The 17978-nt window shown below is 72.3% G+C and carries 16 protein-coding genes; 8 read left to right on the forward strand and 8 right to left on the reverse strand.

Annotation, left to right across the window (positions count from 1 at the left end; genetic code table 11):
- Positions 1-29: 29 nt before the first annotated feature.
- On the reverse strand, positions 30-548 hold the full coding sequence (locus AB0F52_RS34630; RefSeq protein WP_360180163.1) for a DUF402 domain-containing protein: 519 nt from the start codon (positions 546-548) through the stop codon (positions 30-32).
- A 105-nt stretch (positions 549-653) separates the two neighbouring features.
- On the opposite strand from AB0F52_RS34630, the gene AB0F52_RS34635 reads away from it, so the two are divergent.
- The 4 genes from AB0F52_RS34635 (at position 654) to AB0F52_RS34650 (ending at position 5804) form a co-directional block, all read left to right on the forward strand.
- Positions 654-2216 carry a DUF5685 family protein gene (locus tag AB0F52_RS34635; RefSeq protein WP_360180165.1) on the forward strand — a complete coding sequence of 521 codons (1563 nt, stop codon included), beginning with the start codon at positions 654-656 and terminating at the stop codon, positions 2214-2216.
- Between the two features lie 117 nt (positions 2217-2333).
- The gene (locus AB0F52_RS34640; RefSeq protein WP_360180325.1) at positions 2334-2765 is read left to right on the forward strand and encodes a carboxymuconolactone decarboxylase family protein; all 432 of its coding nucleotides are present in this window, start codon (positions 2334-2336) and stop codon (positions 2763-2765) included.
- A gap of 46 nt (positions 2766-2811) precedes the next feature.
- Complete coding sequence (uvrB, locus tag AB0F52_RS34645; protein WP_233225779.1) at positions 2812-4968, forward strand: excinuclease ABC subunit UvrB; 2157 nt, start codon at positions 2812-2814, stop codon at positions 4966-4968.
- A 488-nt stretch (positions 4969-5456) separates the two neighbouring features.
- A complete protein-coding gene (locus tag AB0F52_RS34650; protein WP_360180167.1) occupies positions 5457-5804 on the forward strand; it encodes an MmcQ/YjbR family DNA-binding protein in 348 nt (115 codons plus the stop codon).
- A 1-nt stretch (position 5805) separates the two neighbouring features.
- On the opposite strand, the gene AB0F52_RS34655 is transcribed toward AB0F52_RS34650, so the two are convergent.
- Positions 5806-6195: a VOC family protein gene (locus tag AB0F52_RS34655; RefSeq protein WP_360180169.1), complete on the reverse strand. Its 390-nt coding sequence runs from the start codon at positions 6193-6195 to the stop codon at positions 5806-5808.
- A 59-nt stretch (positions 6196-6254) separates the two neighbouring features.
- Positions 6255-7640 carry a S28 family serine protease gene (locus AB0F52_RS34660; protein ID WP_360180171.1) on the reverse strand — a complete coding sequence of 462 codons (1386 nt, stop codon included), beginning with the start codon at positions 7638-7640 and terminating at the stop codon, positions 6255-6257.
- Between the two features lie 235 nt (positions 7641-7875).
- On the opposite strand from AB0F52_RS34660, the gene AB0F52_RS34665 reads away from it, so the two are divergent.
- On the forward strand, positions 7876-8379 hold the full coding sequence (locus tag AB0F52_RS34665) for an SRPBCC family protein (protein ID WP_360180173.1): 504 nt from the start codon (positions 7876-7878) through the stop codon (positions 8377-8379).
- On the opposite strand, the gene AB0F52_RS34670 is transcribed toward AB0F52_RS34665, so the two are convergent.
- From AB0F52_RS34670 to AB0F52_RS34685, 4 genes are read right to left on the reverse strand one after another with little or no spacing between them, the layout of a single operon-like run.
- The gene (locus tag AB0F52_RS34670; RefSeq protein ID WP_360180175.1) at positions 8376-9116 is read right to left on the reverse strand and encodes an enoyl-CoA hydratase/isomerase family protein; all 741 of its coding nucleotides are present in this window, start codon (positions 9114-9116) and stop codon (positions 8376-8378) included. The two genes, AB0F52_RS34665 and AB0F52_RS34670, sit on opposite strands and share 4 nt — an antisense overlap.
- Before the next feature lie 31 nt (positions 9117-9147).
- Entirely contained in the window at positions 9148-9618 is a 471-nt protein-coding gene (locus tag AB0F52_RS34675) for a hypothetical protein (RefSeq protein WP_360180177.1), read from the reverse strand.
- Between the two features lie 27 nt (positions 9619-9645).
- Positions 9646-10569, reverse strand: a complete 924-nt coding sequence (locus AB0F52_RS34680) for an ABC transporter permease (protein ID WP_360180179.1) — start codon at positions 10567-10569, stop codon at positions 9646-9648.
- On the reverse strand, positions 10566-13436 hold the full coding sequence (locus AB0F52_RS34685) for an alpha/beta fold hydrolase (RefSeq protein ID WP_360180181.1): 2871 nt from the start codon (positions 13434-13436) through the stop codon (positions 10566-10568). The genes AB0F52_RS34680 and AB0F52_RS34685 overlap by 4 nt, the downstream gene beginning before the upstream one ends.
- A gap of 305 nt (positions 13437-13741) precedes the next feature.
- Between AB0F52_RS34685 and AB0F52_RS34690 the strand changes: the two genes are divergently transcribed.
- Genes AB0F52_RS34690 through AB0F52_RS34700 form a run of 3 tightly spaced genes read left to right on the forward strand, consistent with a single transcriptional unit; the run spans position 13742 to position 17325 of the window.
- Positions 13742-14704, forward strand: a complete 963-nt coding sequence (locus tag AB0F52_RS34690) for a TerC family protein (protein ID WP_360180182.1) — start codon at positions 13742-13744, stop codon at positions 14702-14704.
- Between the two features lie 51 nt (positions 14705-14755).
- Positions 14756-16693, forward strand: a complete 1938-nt coding sequence (locus tag AB0F52_RS34695) for a S9 family peptidase (protein WP_360180184.1) — start codon at positions 14756-14758, stop codon at positions 16691-16693.
- Positions 16675-17325, forward strand: coding sequence for a haloacid dehalogenase-like hydrolase (locus AB0F52_RS34700; RefSeq protein WP_360180186.1), 651 nt, complete (start codon positions 16675-16677; stop codon positions 17323-17325). Before AB0F52_RS34695 ends, AB0F52_RS34700 begins: the two co-directional genes overlap by 19 nt.
- Here the strand turns inward: AB0F52_RS34700 and AB0F52_RS34705 are convergent.
- Positions 17307-17963 (reverse strand): RES family NAD+ phosphorylase, encoded by a 657-nt coding sequence (locus AB0F52_RS34705; RefSeq protein WP_360180188.1) that lies wholly within the window; start codon positions 17961-17963, stop codon positions 17307-17309. The genes AB0F52_RS34700 and AB0F52_RS34705 overlap by 19 nt on opposite strands.
- Positions 17964-17978: the final 15 nt, after the last annotated feature.

The following is a 17978-nucleotide window of genomic DNA, read 5'->3' on the forward strand; positions in this document are numbered from 1 at the left end:
CGTCGAGCAGCCGGACCGGCCGGACGAGGCTAGGGGTGGCGCCGCCAGGTCAGCGCGATGTCGAGGGTGGCCAGCCAGGCGGTGAGGTCGTAGCCGTGCGCGGCCAGGCCCTCGACGGCGGTGTAGGTGGTCTTCAGCGCGAATTCGGCGTCGTCGGCGGTGACGAGGCCCGCTTCGAGGGCTTCGAGGAGCTCGTCGGTGTCGATCACCCGGAGGGACAGTTTGTCCTTGAGCACGATGTCGACGTAGAGGTCGGTGGCGATCCAGCGGGGGCCGTCCCGGTGGACGCGGACGACGTCGAGGTAGAAGTCCTGGTCGCGTTCGTGGCCGGGGGAGAACCAGAAGTCGGTGAAGCGGAGGCCGAGCCCGGGCACCAGCCACGACTCGAGGTAGTGGAACTGGGCGCGGCCCGGGGTCGGCCGGGCGAGGTACAGGCCGAACGGCTCCTCGCGGAACTCCTCGACCTCCCGCAGGATGCCCTTCGGGTCGATGTTCGCGCGCGCGGCGGGGTCGAAGATCTCGACCTTCGGGGGGTGCAGTGCGGCCATGCGGGTCATCCTGCCGGGCCGGTCACGAAACGCGAACTCCCGCCCCGGGCATCACGCGTTCGGGCTAAGGTGCGCCGAGCTTCCGGGAACGAGGGGGAACTGGGGATGTTCGGGATCATCCGGCCGTGCCGGCACCGGCTCGCCGAAGACCTGCACGCGGATTGGCTGGCCCACCTGTGCGGTCTGTGTCTCACGCTGCGCGACGAACACGGCCAGCTCGCCCGCGTGGTCACCAATTACGACGGGCTGATCATCTCCGTGCTGGCCGAGGCGCAGACGCCCCGCGCGGACGGCCGGCGCGAAGCCGGCCCGTGCCCGCTGCGCGGCATGCGGACGGCCTCGGTGGCCCGCGGCGAAGGCGCCCAGCTGGCGGCGGCGGTGTCCCTGGTCCTGGCGGCGGCCAAGGTCGGCGACCACGTCGAGGACGGCGACGGAGCGTTCGGCAGGCGCCCGGTGGCGGCGGCCGCGCGCCGGGTCGCCGCCCGCTGGACCGCGCAGGGGCGCCGGATGGGCGGTCAGGTGGGGTTCGACACGACGGTGCTGACGGAGGCGGTCGAGGGCCAGGGCGCGCTGGAGTCATCGGTCCGGCCGGGCGACTCGCCGCTGCTGGCCACGGAGCCGGCCGAGCGGGCAACGGCGGCGGCGTTCGCGCGAACGGCGGAGCTGGCGGGCAAGCCGGGCAACGCGCCCGCACTGGCCGAGGCGGGCCGGTTGTTCGGCCGGGTGGCGCACCTGCTGGACGCGGTGGAGGACTACGCGGCCGACGCGGCGGCGGGGGCGTGGAACCCGTTGCTGGCCACGGGAACGGGGCCGCAGGAGGCCCGCCGGCTGTGCGATGACGCGGTATTGGGGGTGGAGCTGGCGTTGCGCGAGGCGGAGTTCACCGAGCCGGCGCTGGTGCACGCCTTGCTGGTGCACGAACTCCGCCAAGCGGTGCGGCGAGCCTTCGGCCACGGCTTCTCCCACGACCACGACCACGACCACGACCATGACCACGACGGCCACAGCCACGGCTTGATCGCGGGGGAGGGCTCCCCTTTCGGGCACGGCTCCCGGCCGGGCGAGACCTCCTTCGGGCGAGGCTCGGGGGCGGGAGAGATCTCGCCCTTGGGGCACTCGTCGTCGGCCGGTGAGTGCTCCTCGCTCGAGCACGGCTCCCGGCCGGGCAGCCTGGCCGGGCAACAGCCGCCGCCGGGGTGGATCGGGCCGGGGCCCACTCCGCAGCAGCACCCGCACCAGGTTCCGCCCGGCTCGGGCTCGCCGCAGCCCCAGGGATTTCCGCCGCCCGGACCGGTCCCGCCGCCGGGCGCTCCCGGCGGACGTGGCCCAGGCGGTCCGAACGGCCCCGGCGGTCCGGGTGGGCCCGGCGGCCCCAAGGACCCCAACGATCCCAAGGACCCCAAAGGCCCCGGCAAATCCGGCCCGTACGACGGCAAGGGCGGCGGCCTCTGGTACCCGAAGTTCGCCGTCCCACCCAAGAAGCGCAACTTCTTCCTCGGCTGCGCCCTCACCCCCTACATGTGCTGCACCTGCCAGTTCTGCTGCCGCGATCCCTACCCTGGCCCGTGGAGCGGAAAACCGGTGAGCACCTGCGACGGATGCGACTGCGGCTGTGACGGCGGTTGCGATTGTTGCGACTGTTGCAGCTGTTGCGATTGCAGCTGCTGAGGAGACAACCATGACCGACCCGATGGCCACCTCCACGACCGCGGCCGCGAGAACTTCGCCGGCCTTGTCGACGGTGGAAAGGCCGCGCTCTTCGCCACCGTCCCCGCGCTGGGCGAGCTGGCCGTCGGCACCGTCTGCGGCCACCTTCACGAACGCCCGGCCCTCGACGCCCGCACACGCGGAGCCGCGACGCTCGCCGCCGGGATGGTGGGGCCGCCGCTGAGCGTCCACCTCCGCACCGGCCCCGCCGCCGGGCTGTCGCCGGCCGGGGTCTGCGAAGTGGTAGTCCAGACGGCCGCGTTCGCGGGCTTCCCACGCGCCGCCGCCGCCGACCAGCTGAACCGCCTCTTCGAAGGCCACGGCCTGCCGATCCCGCCCCCGCCGTCGCCGCGCGAGGTCGCCGGCGTGCTGGCGGAGTTCCCGCGCACCGAGGGGCAAGCCACCGGCCCCGATCGGGTGCTGGTCTCGTGCTTCGGCGACGACCCGGTCCTGCACTGCGCCGTCGACGGCGGCGATGTCACGTCGGTCACGGTGTTCCGGGCCCGCTGACCAGGCCCGACGGAAATTGTCGGTGGGTCGGCCTACTCTGGTCCACGTGGCTTTCGCAACCGAACACCCCGTGCTCGCCCAGTCCGACTTCCGGCCCGTCTCGGAGATCCCGCGGACCGGCGGCCGGTTCGAGGTGGTCAGTGACTACCAGCCCGCCGGTGACCAGCCGGCGGCCATCGACGAGCTCGAACGCCGGATCAAGGCGGGCGAGAAGGACGTCGTGCTCCTCGGCGCCACCGGCACCGGCAAGTCGGCGACGACGGCGTGGCTGATCGAGCGCGTCCAGCGGCCGACGCTGGTGATGGCGCCCAACAAGACCCTGGCCGCGCAGCTGGCGAACGAGCTGCGCGAGCTGTTCCCGAACAACGCGGTCGAGTACTTCGTCAGCTACTACGACTACTACCAGCCCGAGGCGTACATCGCGCAGACGGACACCTACATCGAGAAGGACTCGTCGATCAACGACGACGTCGAGCGGCTGCGCCACTCGGCGACGATGAACCTGCTGTCGCGCCGGGACGTCATCGTGGTCGCCAGTGTCTCCTGCATCTACGGCCTGGGCACGCCGCAGTCGTACCTGGACCGGTCCTCGAAGCTCGCCGTCGGCATGCAGCTCGACCGGGACGTCTTCCTGCGGGCGCTGGTCGACATCCAGTACACGCGCAACGACATCGCCTTCGCGCGCGGCACGTTCCGCGCGCGGGGTGACACGGTCGAGATCATCCCGGCGTACGAGGAGCTCGCGATCCGCGTCGAGTTCTTCGGCGACGAGGTCGAGAAGCTGTACTACCTGCACCCGCTGACCGGCGACATCGTCAAGGAGGTCGACGAGGTCCGGATCTTCCCGGCGACGCACTACGTCGCCGGCCCGGAGCGGATGGAAAAGGCGATCCAGGGGATCGAGAAGGAGCTCGAGGAGCGGCTCGCCGAGCTGGAGCGGCAGGGCAAGCTCCTGGAGGCGCAGCGGCTGCGGATGCGCACGGCCTACGACATCGAGATGATGCGCCAGGTCGGGTTCTGCTCCGGCATCGAGAACTACTCGCGCCACATCGACGGCCGCGGCGCAGGCACGGCGCCGGCGACGCTGATCGACTACTTCCCGGACGACTTCCTGCTGGTGATCGACGAGTCGCACCAGACGGTCCCGCAGATCGGCGGCATGTACGAAGGCGACATGTCCCGGAAGCGCAACCTGGTCGAGTACGGCTTCCGGCTGCCGAGCGCGGTCGACAACCGGCCGCTGACCTGGGAGGAGTTCTCCGACCGGATCGGCCAGACGGTGTACCTGTCGGCGACGCCGGGCCCGTACGAGATGGGCCAGGCGGGCGGCGAGTTCGTCGAGCAGGTGATCCGGCCGACCGGCCTGGTCGACCCGAAGGTCGTCGTGAAGCCGACCGAAGGCCAGATCGACGACCTGGTGCACGAGATCCGCGAACGGGCGGAGAAGGACGAGCGCGTCCTGGTCACCACGCTGACGAAGAAGATGTCCGAGGACCTCACCGACTACCTGCTGGAGCTGGGCATCCGGGTGCGCTACCTGCACTCGGAGGTCGACACGCTGCGCCGCGTCGAGCTGCTGCGGCAGCTGCGGGCGGGCGACTTCGACGTGCTGGTCGGCATCAACCTGCTGCGTGAGGGTCTCGACCTGCCGGAGGTGTCGCTGGTGGCGATCCTCGACGCGGACAAGGAGGGCTTCCTCCGCAGCGGGACCTCGCTGATCCAGACGATCGGCCGCGCGGCGCGCAACGTGTCGGGCGAGGTCCACATGTACGCGGACAAGATCACCGACTCGATGCGGCACGCGATCGACGAGACGGACCGCCGCCGCGAGAAGCAGGTCGCCTACAACGAGGAGCGCGGCGTCGACCCGCAGCCGCTGCGGAAGAAGATCGCGGACATCCTCGACCGGGTGTACAGCGAGGCCGAGGACACCGAGCAGGTCTCGGTGGGCGGCTCGGGCCGCAACTCTTCGCGCGGCAAGAAGCCGGAGCAGGGTGACCGGGTGCGGAGCTCGGGAATGCTGGTCGACAAGAACGTTTCGGCGATGCCGCGAGCCCAGCTGGCGGATCTGATCCAGCAGATGACCGACCAGATGATGCAGGCGGCGCGAGACCTCCAGTTCGAGCTGGCGGCGCGCTTGCGGGATGAGATCTCGGATTTGAAGAAGGAGCTGAGGGGCATGGACGCGGCCGGCATCAAGTAGCGGTTGGAGGCTGCCGGGGCCAGGAGGGATCGAGGCTAGGAGGGGGTGGCGTCGGGGCAGGAGGAGCCGGGTGGCCAGGGGGCCGAGGGCAGGAGGGGCTTGCCGAGGCCGGAGCTTGAGAGGTGGCCGAGTGAATCCGGCCCCGCTCCGCTCACTTCGATTGGATCCCCGACCCGACCCGACCCTCCCCGCCCGGCCTGGCCTCGCCTGCCTGGCCTGGATCCCGACCCGGCCCGGATTGGATGCCCCGCTCCGCCCGGCCCCGCTCCCGGCCCGGCCTGGCTCGGCCCGGCCCGGCCTGGCCCGGCTCGGCCTCGCCCGCCCGCCTGGCCTCGCCCGCCCGGCCCGGATCCCCGGCCCTGCCCCGTCCGGCCTGGCGTCCCGGTCGACCAGGCCCGGCCCGCCACCGCCGCCTACCGCTGCTTTCCTCCGCCGGCCACCGTCCTCGTTCTCCGGAGCGATCGATCTCGAACTCGCAGGGGTGCACCGTGAATCTCGAAGCCGTCGTTGCCTACTGTCTCGCCAAGCCCGGCGCCGAGGAGACCTACCCCTTCGGCGACCACGTGCTCGTCGCCAAGGTCGGGGGCAAGGGCTTCGCCTTCATCGGCCAAGAGCCGCCCGGGAGCGTTGCCGTCAAGTGCGGCGCCACCCGGGACGAGGCCGCCGAGGTGCGGGCGCGGTATCCCGGGGTTGTCAGCGTCATGGACTACCTCGGCCGCTACGGCTGGAACCGCGTGCAGCTCGGCGCCGGGGTGCCGGACGCCGAGCTCGAAGAACTCGTCGATGCTTCCTACGACCGGGTCGTCGCGCGGTTGCCCAAGGCCAAACGGCCCTGATTCACTCCGGGGCGGGCGCGTTCTCGTCCGGTTGGAGCATGCCGAAGACGTTGCCTTCGGTGTCCTTGCAGTACGCCAGCCAGCCCACGCCCGGGACCGGGTTCTTGGGCAGGGCCAGCGTTCCACCCGCCCGGTTGACGTCGCCCAGTGCCTCGTCCAGGTTCGCCACGTCGATCGTGTTGACGAATCCGTGGACCGGGGCCGAGGCCTCCGGTGCCGGGCCCTGGCGGGGGAGGAGCCCGCCGTCGATTCCGTTGCCTTCGCCGGTCGTGATCATCCAATAGGGGACGTCGCCCCAGCGCTCGAACTTCCAGCCGAACACCGCCGTGTAGAACGCCACCGCGCGTTCGGGGTCGCCCGCGTGGATCTCGAAGTGGACGGGACGAGGCATGCGCGCCTCCTCAGGCCGGGCCGTCAGGTGTGGTGAGAGTACGCCCGGCCTGAGAAAAGTTACAGCCGCGCCCGAGGCGTCAGGTCCGCGTCGAAGTCCGGGAAGCCCGCCGGAGCCGAGCGAAGAGCCAATGACGAAACCGGTGGCAGGCCGGCCCAGCGGCGGACCGTCGCCGTGGCCGCCGCCGCTTCGGCCGGGGCCAGCTGGGCGATCTTCGACCCGTGGTTGCCGCCCTGCACGTAGTACCGGTACGAATCGCGGCTGCCGAACCCCAGCTCGAACGGCTCCGCGCCCCACGGGTCGTTCGAGCCGTACACGAACAGCAGGCGGGTGCCGCGGGACTTCACCCAGAAGTCGATGTCGGGCATCGCGAGGTAGTCGAAGCGCGGCAGGCGGATCGACGCCGGCACGAACGTCTTCGGCTGGTCGGCGCCGGGGTAGCGCAGCAGGTCGCGGAGGTAGCCGTCGTACGCCTCGGGCGAGCCCAGCTGCACCGCCGCCTGGTAGTAGTACGGGATGTACGGCGCCAGGTCCTGGTCGGAGTAGGTGTTGAGGCTTTCCACCTTCTCGTACCAGGCGTAGACGTCCGCCGCGGGCGCGCCCGGCCGCGGCACCGTCGCGCAGTCCGCCTGCTTTTGGTACTGCCAGAACGCGAAGTACGAGTCGATCACCGAAATCTCGAGGGACTTGTCGGCCGATCCGACGATCGAGAACGTCAGCCCGCGCTGCGCCGCGTCCGCCGCGGCGATCGCCCCCAGCTCGTCACGCCGCTTCAGCGCGTCGCGCTGGATCGCTTTCAGGGCGTCGCGGCACGCCGGATCGTCGCCCACGCGGGAAAGGAACCGGTTGTAGACGTCGATCGGGTCGATGACGTCGTTGGGCGCGACGTACGGGATCGTCGCGTCGACGTCGTCGGGGAAGAAGCGCCGGAAGTACGTCGCGGTCATGCCGCCCTTGCTGCCGCCGGTGGCCAGCCACTTGCCCGGGTAGATCGCCTTGAACGCCTGCACCGCGCGGTGCTCGTCCGCCGCCGCCTGCCAGATCGTCAGCTGCTTCGCCCAGTTCTCCGGCTCCGGCCGCGACGGCGTGAAGTAGCGGTACTCCATCGACAGCTGGTTGCCGTCGACGATCTGCGTCGGTTCCGAGCGGTTCGGCGAGCCGCTGACGTTGTAGCCGCTCGTGAAGGCCACCGTCGGGGCGGCGAAGTCTCGGTGCAGCAGGGTGAACCGCTGCTCGAACGTGCCCGCGCCGGGGTGCCGGTGGTCGGCGGGCTGGGTGTAGGTCAGCTTGAAGAAGCGGAACCCGGCCGGCGCCGCGTCCTCGGAAACGATCGTCAGCCCCGGGATCCGCTGCAGCTGTGCCTTGATGTCGGGCGCCGCCGCGGCCGCCGGCGCGAGGCCGGCCAGCGCGAGCAGGACCGCACCCGCGGTGAAAAGTCTGCGCATCGAGCACCCTCCCGGCTCACCGGACCCCGGCCGAAACCCTCGGTGGGACCCTCACAGAACCGGCGCCGGTCGGCAATCGGCTGTCCGGGCGCATAATCGGCCAGGATCCGACTTTCGAGGGGTGGCGCCGCGTCCGCGGGCGTGCGCGGCGTGGGCAACGTGCGAGTTGTCCGCGCGATCCGGGCCGCGTTACGGTCCGGATCCGTAGGCACCGTCATCGAGCGAGGGGTCCGCCATGAAGGTTTCCGACTGCCCGACCACCGAGGTCGAGGTCCGCATCGCCGCGCCGCCGGCGGAGGTCTGGTCCTGGTTGCTGGACGTCGACCTGCCGGCCCGGTTCTCCACCGAGTTCCAGGGCGGGGGCTGGGTCGAGGGCGCCGAGCCCGGCCTCGGCGCGCAGTTCCGCGGCCGCAACTCCCACCCGGTCGCCGGCGAGTGGGAGACCCTCTCGACCGTCACCGGCTACGAACCCGCGCGGCTGTTCGCGTGGGCCGTGATGGACGTGACGAACCCGGCCGCGTCGTGGCGGTTCCAGCTCATCCCGGACGGCGACGGCACGGTCCTGCGCCAGTGGGCGCAGATCGGCCCCGGCCCGTCCAACCTCACGAGGATCATCGGCTCGATGCCCGAGCACGAAGACGAGATCGTCGCGATGCGGCTCGGCGAGCTGCGGGACAACATGCAGAAGACCGTCGAGGGCATCAAGGCGCTCGCCGAGACCGGCGTGCACGCCGGCTAGCGGAGCACGCGGTCCACATAGGACTTGACGGCGGCGAGCGCCTCGGCGGACTGCCACAGCCGCTGCACCCGCGGGTCGTCCGAGTGGCGGTATTCGGCGATCCGCTCGTGGAACGGCTGCCGGATCTGGGCTTTGGTGTGCGCGAACGATCCGGCGGGCAGGTCGCCCAGCCGGGCCGCGACGGCGACCGCCCGCTCGAGCACCTCGTCCGGTGGCGCCGGCTCGTCGGCCAGCCCGCGGGCCAGGGCCTCCTCACCGCCCCAGGTTTCACCCGTGTAGGTGAGCGCCGGCAGCCGGGCGGTCCCGTAGGCGCAGCGCAGGATCTCCAGCGCGGCCAACGGGAACGGCAGCCCGACGAGCAGCTCGGTCACGCCGATCTTGCCGGCTCCCAGCACCCGGTGGTCGCAGGCCGCGGCGAGCACCGCGCCCCCGGCGATGGCGTGCCCGTTCAGCGCGGCGACCACCGGGCGTGGGCTGCCGAACACCGCCAGCAGGGCGTCGGACAGCAGCGGCAGGAACTCCGCCACGTACGGCGCGCCGCCTTCGTCGAGCCGCTTGAGGTCGACGCCCGCGCAGAAGACGCGGCCGGTGCCGGTGAGCACCACGGCGCGGGCCTGTTCGGCCTCCTCGAGCCGCCGCACCAGCGCCCGGCACGAGTCCGTGTCGAGGGTGTTGCCGCCGCCGTGGTCGATCCGGAGCACGGCGACGTCGCGGTGGCTGTCCAGGCTGATCGGCACGGCCCGACCGTACCGCGGCCCGGCGGGCCGGTCAGGTCCTGACGCTCAACCGGACGACGCCGAAGTGCTCCCGCCGCACCAGCCCGGCGACCTCGTCGAGGGCCGGCAGCCGCCCGAGGGGGAACTTCAGCCCGATCATGCGGGCGGCCCGGCGCATGCCCAGCTCGGTCATGCGGTCCAGGTAGGTCCGCGCCACCTCGGCTTCGTCCTCGACGAGCACGCCGCGCATCGGCGTCGTCCGGCCGGCGAACGCCACGTCGACGTCCGCGCCGCCGCGGAAGTTGAGCCGCCAGCCCGCGGGCGTCAGCGCACACAGGCCTTCGGCGTCGCGGTGCGCGGTGACCGGCACGCGGTAGCGCCGCCCGGTCCGGCGGCCGGCGAAGGCGAGCAGCATGAACTCGCCGACGCCGCGGCCGAGCGGGCTGGGCAGCACCGCGCGCAACACCACGTTGAGCGTCTTCACCAGCGGCGCGGGCGGCTGGTGCCATTCCACGGCGGTCATTTCCGCAGCGTACGCCGCTCGAGAACGTCAGCTGGTGATGTCTTTTTGAGCGAACCGCCGCCCGGCGAACAGGAAGAACACCGTGCCGTAGATCGCCGCCGACAGCATGCCGCTCGCCAGGTTGGTCCAGTCGACGTCGGTCGAGATCAGGTCCATCCAGGAGAACGCGTAGTGCGTCGGCAGGTAGTTGCGCAGGCCTTCCAGCGCGGTGATCTGGTCGAGGATCTGCGACAGGATCGCCACCAGCACCGCGCCGCCGACCGCACCCAGCGGGGCGTCGGTCGACACGCTCAGCGCGAGCGCCAGCCCGGCCACCCAGGCCAGCTGGAGGATGATGTACACAGTGGACAGCCCGATGGCGAGCAGGCTGTCGCCGAAGGACACCGCGTCACCCGTCGGGCTGATCGCGTCGCCCGCGCCGTACCAGAGCACGCCCACGCCGAGTGACACCAACGGCAGCAGGACGAGCGCGAACGCCGACAGCAGCCCGGACACGATCGCTTTCTGCCGCAGCACCCGTTGCCGCGGCACCGGCACGGCCAGCAGGTACTTCAGGCTCGACCACGACGCCTCGCTCGCGATGGTGTCGCCGAAGAACAGCGCGACGATCATCGGCAGCAGGAACGTCCCCGACACGAACAGCGCCAGCACGACGAAGTTCGGCGCGGACGCCGTGGCCAGGTCGACGAACCCGCCGCTGCGCCGGTTCGGGCTCGACTGCCCGAGCTGGAACGCGATCACCAGGATGAACGGCAGGAGCGCGACGAACCCCAGCAGGAACTGCGTGCGCCGCCGCTTGAGCTGGCGCCGAAGCTCCACGCCGAGCCGCAGCGTCCGCCGCGCCGAGTAACCCTCGACCGCCCCGTCCGGCCCGACGCCCGCGTGCTCCTGCGACGCGAGGTCGCTCAGCTCGTCGAGCGCATGCGGGTCGGTGTGGACACCTTCACTCACGACGACTCATCTCCGACCAGTTGCAGGAACGCGTCTTCCAGCCGGCGCCGGGGCCCGGCCTGCTCCACCGCGACGCCGGCGCGCACCAGCGCGGCCACGCCTTCGGCCCGCGGCAGTTCGCCGAGGTTCGCGTGCACGAGCTCGCCTTCGACGTCGACGTCGGTGACCCCGCTGAGCGCCTTGAGCGCCGCCGCGGCGGCTGCCGGGTCGTCGACCCGGAACGTCGCCTCGCCGCCGGCCGCGGCCAGCTCGCCGACCTCGCCCGAAGCGACGAGTGAGCCGCGGTGCATGACCACGACGTGCGTGCAGGTCTGCTCGACCTCGGCCAGCAGGTGGCTGGACACCACCACGGTGCGGCCGGTCGCGGCGTACCGCTGCAGCACCTCGCGCATCTGGTGGATCTGGGGCGGGTCGAGCCCGTTGGTCGGCTCGTCGAGCACCATCAGCTCCGGCAGGCCGAGCATCGCCTGCGCGATCGCCAGCCGCTGCCGCATGCCCTGGCTGTAGGTCCGCACCCGCCGTTCGACGGCCGAGCCGAGGCCGGCGATCTCCAGCGCCTCCGCGAAGTGCGCCCTTTCCGCGGGCCGTCCGGTCGAAGCCCAGTACAGCTCGAGGTTCGCCCGCCCGGACAGGTGCGGCAGGAAGCCGGAGCCTTCGACGAACGAGCCGATGCGCGAGAGCACCGGCGCGCCCGGGGTGATCTTGTGGCCGAACACCCGGATGTGGCCCTGCGTCGGCGTGATCAGGCCCATCAGCATCCGCAGGGTGGTCGTCTTGCCCGCGCCGTTCGGCCCGAGCAGGCCGAGCACCTGGCCCGGCTCGACGCGGAAGGACAGGTCCTTCACCGCGACGAACCCGCCCGGGTACTCCTTGCGCAGCCCCTCGATGACCAGCGGCGTGGTGGCGAGCTCCGGATCCGCGTCGGTGGCGCGGCGGCGGCGCAGGGCCGCGAAGAGCGCCACGGCGAGGCCGATCGCCAGCGTCACGCCGATGCCCACCAGCTGCCCGACCGGCGCCGGGGAGCCGACCGACGTCCCCGGCACGATCGGCACGGCCAGCGCGGTGCCGCCGGCGAGCCCGACGCGGAACACCGCGGGCGCGGCCGGGGCGGCGAACGCCTGGTCGGTGGTGCCGACGACCAGCCGCAGCGAGTGGCCGCCCTCGATCGGCCGGACGATGCCGGGCAGCGTCACCGTGACGTCGACCGGGGTGCCGTCGGCGGGCAGCCCGCTCACCCGGAACGGGGCGATCGCGTTGGCCGGCAGCACGCGCGAGCCGTCCGGTCCGACGTCGTAGAGCTTCGCGAACAGCACCGCGTCCGGCTGCGGGTGCGCCGGGTCCGCGGCCACCTGCAGCCGCACGGTGGACGAGCCGCTGATGACGACCTGGCCGTCGAAAGCGGCGGTGGCGAACTGCGCGGCCTGGCCGGGCGGGTCGTTGCTGAACAGCGCGCCGAGCCGGGACGTGCTGCTCGCGATGCCGTTGAGCCCGGGGATCCCGCTGACCGCCGACGGGTTCGCCCCGGCCGGGCGCACCACCGGCTGCGCGGGCCCGGCCAGCGCCAGCAGCCGCCGCTCGGTCGCCGGCCCGGTCAGCCCGGGGTAGGCGGCCGCGTTGACCGTGCGGACCGACGGCGTCCCGTTGGCGCGCAACGTGCCCTGGACGTCGTAGCTGAACCCGGTGCCCGGGTCGCCGCCGTCCAGCGCCGTCTTCAGGAAGTCGCCGATCTTGGCGCGCAGCTGCGGGCCGGGCTTGCCGCCGTCGTGGCCGCCGGTGTACCAGATGGTCTTGACCTTGCCGCCCGCCGCGGTGATCTGCCGGGCGGTCGCGTCGGACTGGTCGAGCCCGAACAGCGTGTCGCTCTCGCCCTGCACCAGCAGCGTCGGCACGGTGATCTTGCTCGTCACGGACGCGGGGGAGACGCGGCGCAGCAGGTCCACGCTCGCCTGGCTCGCCTGCCCGGTGGTGCCGAGTTCGGTGTAGGCGCGGCAGACCGCCGCGGTGAACCGGCCGCACGGGTCGGCCGGCGCACTCCGCGGCCCGCCCGCGCCCGGCGGCCCGGCGGGCAGCGCGGCCCCCGCGGCGGCGGTCCCGGCGGCGCCGGTCGACCCGGCGTCGGTCTCCTGCCCGGCTTCTGGCGCTTCGGCGGACGGCGAGCCGCTCGCCGCGGCGCCCGAGCCGGCCGAGAAGAAGATGCCGGCCCAGCTCTTCTTGAAGACGCCGTCGGTGGCGAAGGCCCCGGCGGACGGGGTGCCCGGGGCCGTGGCCGCGGGGGTCGCCGCGTTCGGGACCAGGCCCTGGGCGAGGTCGTTGTAGGTGATCACCGGCGCGATCGCGTCGACGCGCTTGTCCGTGCCGGCCAGCAGCAGCGACAGCGCGCCGCCGTAGGAGGCCCCGGTGACGGCGATCTTCGGGTCGCCTTGGGCGTCGAGCGTCACCTGGTGCTGCGCGACGAGCCGGTCGATCAGGCGGCTCGCGTCGGCGACCTCGCCGTCCGGGTCGTTGAGCCCGATCTTGCCGGTGCTCTTGCCGAACCCGCGCGCGGACCACGTCATCACGACGAAGCCCTTCCGCGCGAGCTCACGGGCGTCGTCGGCGACGCTGTTCTTGTCCCCGCCGAAGCCGTGCGCGAGCAGCACCGCCGGGGCGGGCACGGTCGCCGGGAGGTAGGTGGTCGTGTCGATCTTGACCTGCTCGGCCGAGCCGGGGCCGGCGGGCAGGTCGAGCAGCGCGTCCTGGGTGGGCACGGCGGGTGGCGCCGTGTCACGCGTCGCCCAGAGGACGGTCGCGGCGGCGAGCACCACCACGACGGCGCCGATCGCCGTGAGACGGGCTCGGCGGGTGCGCGGGAGCGGGAGTCGGGGCACGACGTGACCGTATGTGAAGTTTCCTGAGAGTGCCCTCACCGGCTCACGTCGATCACACGGTCGCGGACCACCTGGTGGACCGAAGTGACCGGAATTACACGACCAACCCGGTGACGTGCGCGATCTCGGCTGGCGCTCGACCGGGGGGAACCGGCAAACTGGACGCGCTGTGAGGGGAGTATTCCTTCGCGGCGGTGTCGTCAGCACGGTGGCCCTGCGCCCCCGGCACCGTCGGCCGGTGGTTCCACCGGCGGGAGAGACCTCCGGTTAGCTGCTCATGCGCACTATCCGGAGGTTCGAGTTCCATGACTGTCCCCCTGTGGCTTTGGATCGCCACGATCGGTGGCCTGCTTGCGCTGATCGCGCTGGACCTGGTCATCGTCGATCGCAAGCCGCACGAAGTGACCACGGGGGAAGCGGCTCGCTGGGTCATCTTCTACGTCTCGTGCGCGATCGTCTTCGGCATCGGCGTGTGGGTCTTCGCCGGGCACGACCCGGGCGTCGAGTTCTTCACCGGGTACATCACCGAGTACTCGCTGAGCGTCGACAACCTGTTCATCTTCATGATCATCATGGGCTCGTTCAAGGTGCCCGCCATCCACCAGCACCGCGTGCTGCTGGTCGGCATCCTGCTCGCGCTCGCCATGCGGAGCGTGTTCATCGCCATCGGCGCCGCGCTGATCGCCCAGTTCGTCTGGGTGTTCTTCCTCTTCGGCGCGATCCTGATCTGGACGGCGATCAGCATGCTGCGCGGCAAGGGCGAGGACGAGGAGTACCACGAGAACGCCGTCACCCGGCAGGTCCGCCGGTTCGCCCCGGTGACCGACGACTACCACGGCCACAAGTACACGGTGAAGATCGACGGCAAGCGGATGATCACCCCGATGCTGCTGGTGATCGTGGCCATCGGCTCGGCCGACCTGCTGTTCGCGGTCGACTCGATCCCGGCCATCTTCGGCATCACGCAGGAGGCGTTCCTCGTCTTCACCGCCAACGCGTTCGCGCTGATGGGCCTGCGTCAGCTGTACTTCCTGCTCGGCGGCCTGGTCACCAAGCTCGTCTACCTCAGCTACGGCCTCGCGGTCATCCTCGCCTTCATCGGGGCGAAGCTGTTCCTGCACGCGCTGCACGAGTACCACGTCGTCCCGGACTGGCTGGACATCAACAACTGGGTCTCCCTCGGTGTGATCATCGTCGTGCTGTCGGTGACCACGGTGGCCAGCCTGGCCAAGGCCCGGCGCGACGAGCGGAAGCAGGTCGCCGCGTGAGACCCGCCGAAACTCGTTCGCACCGCTAAGGAATTCGGGTACGGTCGGGACGTGCGTCCTGCCGACATCGAAGCCCTCGTCGTCCCCGGCCGTCCCGCCCTGCGCGGGAACCTGCTGCTCACGGCGTTGAAGAGACCGGATCTCCAGGCGAACGCCACGCACAGTGCGGTGCGGCGCGTGTCGCTCGACGGCGGCGAGGCCGCGTGGACCCACGGTCCGCGCGACTCCGCCCCGGCCATCTCCCCGGACGGGCGCTGGGTGGCGTTCCTCCGCGCGGGGGACGGCCAGGGTGCCGACGGCAGCCCGCAGCTGCACGTGATGCCGTCGGACGGCGGGGAAGCCCGCCGGCTGACGTCGCTGCCCCTCGGGGCCGGGGAACCGGTGTGGGCGCCGGATTCGCGGCGGATCGCGTTCACCGCCCGCGTCCCCGAGGCCGGCCGCTACGGCACGCCCGGCGCCGACGGCGAGACGCCCGAGCCGGCCGCCGAGGCCCCGCGCCGGATCACGCGGATGGACTACCGGATCGACGACGTCGGGTTCTTGCGCGACCGCATGCAGCGGCTGTTCGTCGTCGACGCCGCCGAGCCCGGGGACCTCGAGCCGCTGACCGGCGACGAGTTCGACGCGGCGCACCCGGTCTGGACGCCGGACGGCACGCGCGTGGTCTTCACCGCGCCGCCGGACTGGGGTGCGGCCGAGAGCGACTCGCGGGACATCTGCGCGATCTCCGCCGAGGGCGGCGAGCCCGAGGTCGTCGTGCGCTGCGCGGGCTACTCGGAGCGGCCGGCGTTCGGCGCCGACGGCACGTTGTTCTACTTCGGACAGTCCTTCGAAGAGCACCACGAAGCCGCGCCCACCGGGCTCTACGCGGCGACGCCCGAATTCGGCGCGGGCCCGGTGAAGGCCCGGCGGCTCACCGACGCCGAGACGGTCGACTGCGAAACCACGGCGGGCCCGCCGGCCCCGCGCGGGGACGACGTGCTGGTGGCCGTCCGCCACCGCGGCGCGGTGGAACTGCGCGCGGTCGGCGTCGACGCGGCCGAGGCCCCGCTGGCCGACCTCGCGGTGGTGTACGCGGACCAGGCCGCGGTCCGGTCGTTCACGCTGGACGGCTCGGTGCTGGCGGCGGTGATCGCCACGCCGTCGACCGCCGGCGAGGTCGTCCTGCTCGGCGGCGGCGACCCACGGGTGCTGACGGACTACTCGAAGCCGTTGCGGGACAAGGGCATCCGGCCGATGATCGAGCTGGAGACCACCGCCCCGGACGGCTACCCGGTGCACGGCTGGCTGGTGCTGCCCGACGGCGAAGGCCCGCACCCGGTGCTGCGCGTGGTGCACGGCGGCCCGTTCACCCAGCAGGAGTGGGCGGTGTTCGACGAGGCGCAGGTGTACGCGTCGGCGGGCTACGCGGTCGTGGTCGGCAACCCGCGCGGGTCGGCGGGGTACGGGCAGGCACACGGCCACGCGATCACGCACGGCTTCGGCACGGTCGACGTCGACGACGTCCTGGCGCTGCTCGACAAGGCGCTCGAACGCCCGGACCTGGACGCCACCCGCGTCGGCATCATGGGCGGCTCGTACGGCGGGTTCATGACGAGCTGGCTGGCCGCCCACCACGGCGACCGCTTCAAGGCGGCGTGGAGCGAGCGCGCGGTCAACGCGTGGGACTCGATGCTCGGCAGCTCCGACATCGGCTACATGTTCGTCGACGCCTACATCGGCTCCTCGCCGGAAGTGCAGCGCGACCGGTCGCCGCTTTCGTACGCGGCGCAGATCGAAATCCCGTTCGCCGTCGTGCATTCGGAGCAGGACTGGCGCTGCCCGCTGGAGCAGGCCGAGCGGATGTTCGTCGCCCTGCGCCGGGCCGGCGCACCCGCCGAGATGCTCGTGTTCCCCGGCGAAGGCCACGAGCTGAGCCGGTCCGGCCGGCCGCGGCACCGCGTCCAGCGCTTCGAAGCGATCCTCGAGTGGTGGTCGCGGCACCTGTGACACGAGGCCTGGTCTGCTTCGACGTCGACGGCACCCTCGTCCCGGGCACCAGCTCGTGCGCGTGGGTGGCCGCGGCGCTGGGGCACGAGGCGGAGCTCGTCGCGGCCGAAGCGGCCTACGTCGCGGGCGAGATGACCAACCAGGAGGCGTCGGTGATCGACGCCCGCGGCTGGGCGGGGCACACCGAGGCGGAGGTCCTGGCCCGGCTGGCGACATTGCCGCTGGTGGACGGGATCGCCGAGACGGTGGCGTGGTGCCACGACCACGGCCTGCGCCCGATCCTGACGACCCTCGCGTGGACGCCGGTGGGGCGGATGCTCGCCGGGCGGTTCGGGTTCGCCGCGTACTGCGGGCCGGTGCCGGAGGCCGAGGGCGGGCGCTACACCGGCCGCGTCGCCGAGCACCTGGACGAGTACGGCAAGCGCGACTTCGCGCTCTCGCAGGGCTTCGCGCCGGAGCGGTGTGCCGCGGTCGGGGACAGCCGGTCCGATCTGCCGCTCTTCGCCGCCGTCGGGACGAGCATCGGCTTCAACGCGGCCCCGGCCGCCCGCGCCGTCGCGACCCACGTCGTCGACGGCCCGGACCTGCGGGCGATCATCCCCGTGTTGGCGGCTCAGTTGAGCAGCGTGTAGTTCAGCTCTTCGCAGACCCGGCCCAGCGGGACGTCCAGGCCCGGGTGGTCCAGCGGCAGCAGCACGTCCGGCGCGATCGGGAGCGCGGCGCCCGCCGGCGGGTCCCACAGGCAGATCGCGGGATCGCCGGAGTCCATCGACGAGCGGTACCAGAGGCCGTCGAGGTCGCTGAACGCGCCGCGGATCGCGCGGGCCCACGCCTGCGTCAGCTTCTTCGGCCCGCTGGAAATCTCCTGCGACGCGCCGACCCGCGTCGGCCAGAGGCCGGTGAGGTCGAGCAGGCGCAGGGTGCGCGTCGGGCGGACGACGACCAGCCGGGGACCGCGGGTGCGGCGGTCGACCGTCGAGCTGGTCTGGAAGACCTCGGCGACCGACGTGCGCACGGTGAGGCCGAAGTAGAGGACGCCGTTGGCGTTGTCGGTGACCGGGGCGCCGCCGCGGGCGGGCGACTGCTGGTCGAAGCGGCCGTGCGGGAGCGGGCCGGTGTAGCGGAACGAGTTCCACTGCTGGGGGTGGTTGCCGTGCGCGGTGAAGATCCGTACGAGCCTGGTCGCGGGCTGGACCGACACCACGTCGTCGGCGCGGTTCAGCTGCCGGACCAGGACGGATCGGGCGGGCGGCAGCGGGAGCCGGGCCATGGGTCGGGGGTGGTC

Origin of the sequence: Amycolatopsis sp. NPDC024027 (assembly GCF_040638975.1) — a bacterium.
Classification (GTDB): domain Bacteria; phylum Actinomycetota; class Actinomycetes; order Mycobacteriales; family Pseudonocardiaceae; genus Amycolatopsis.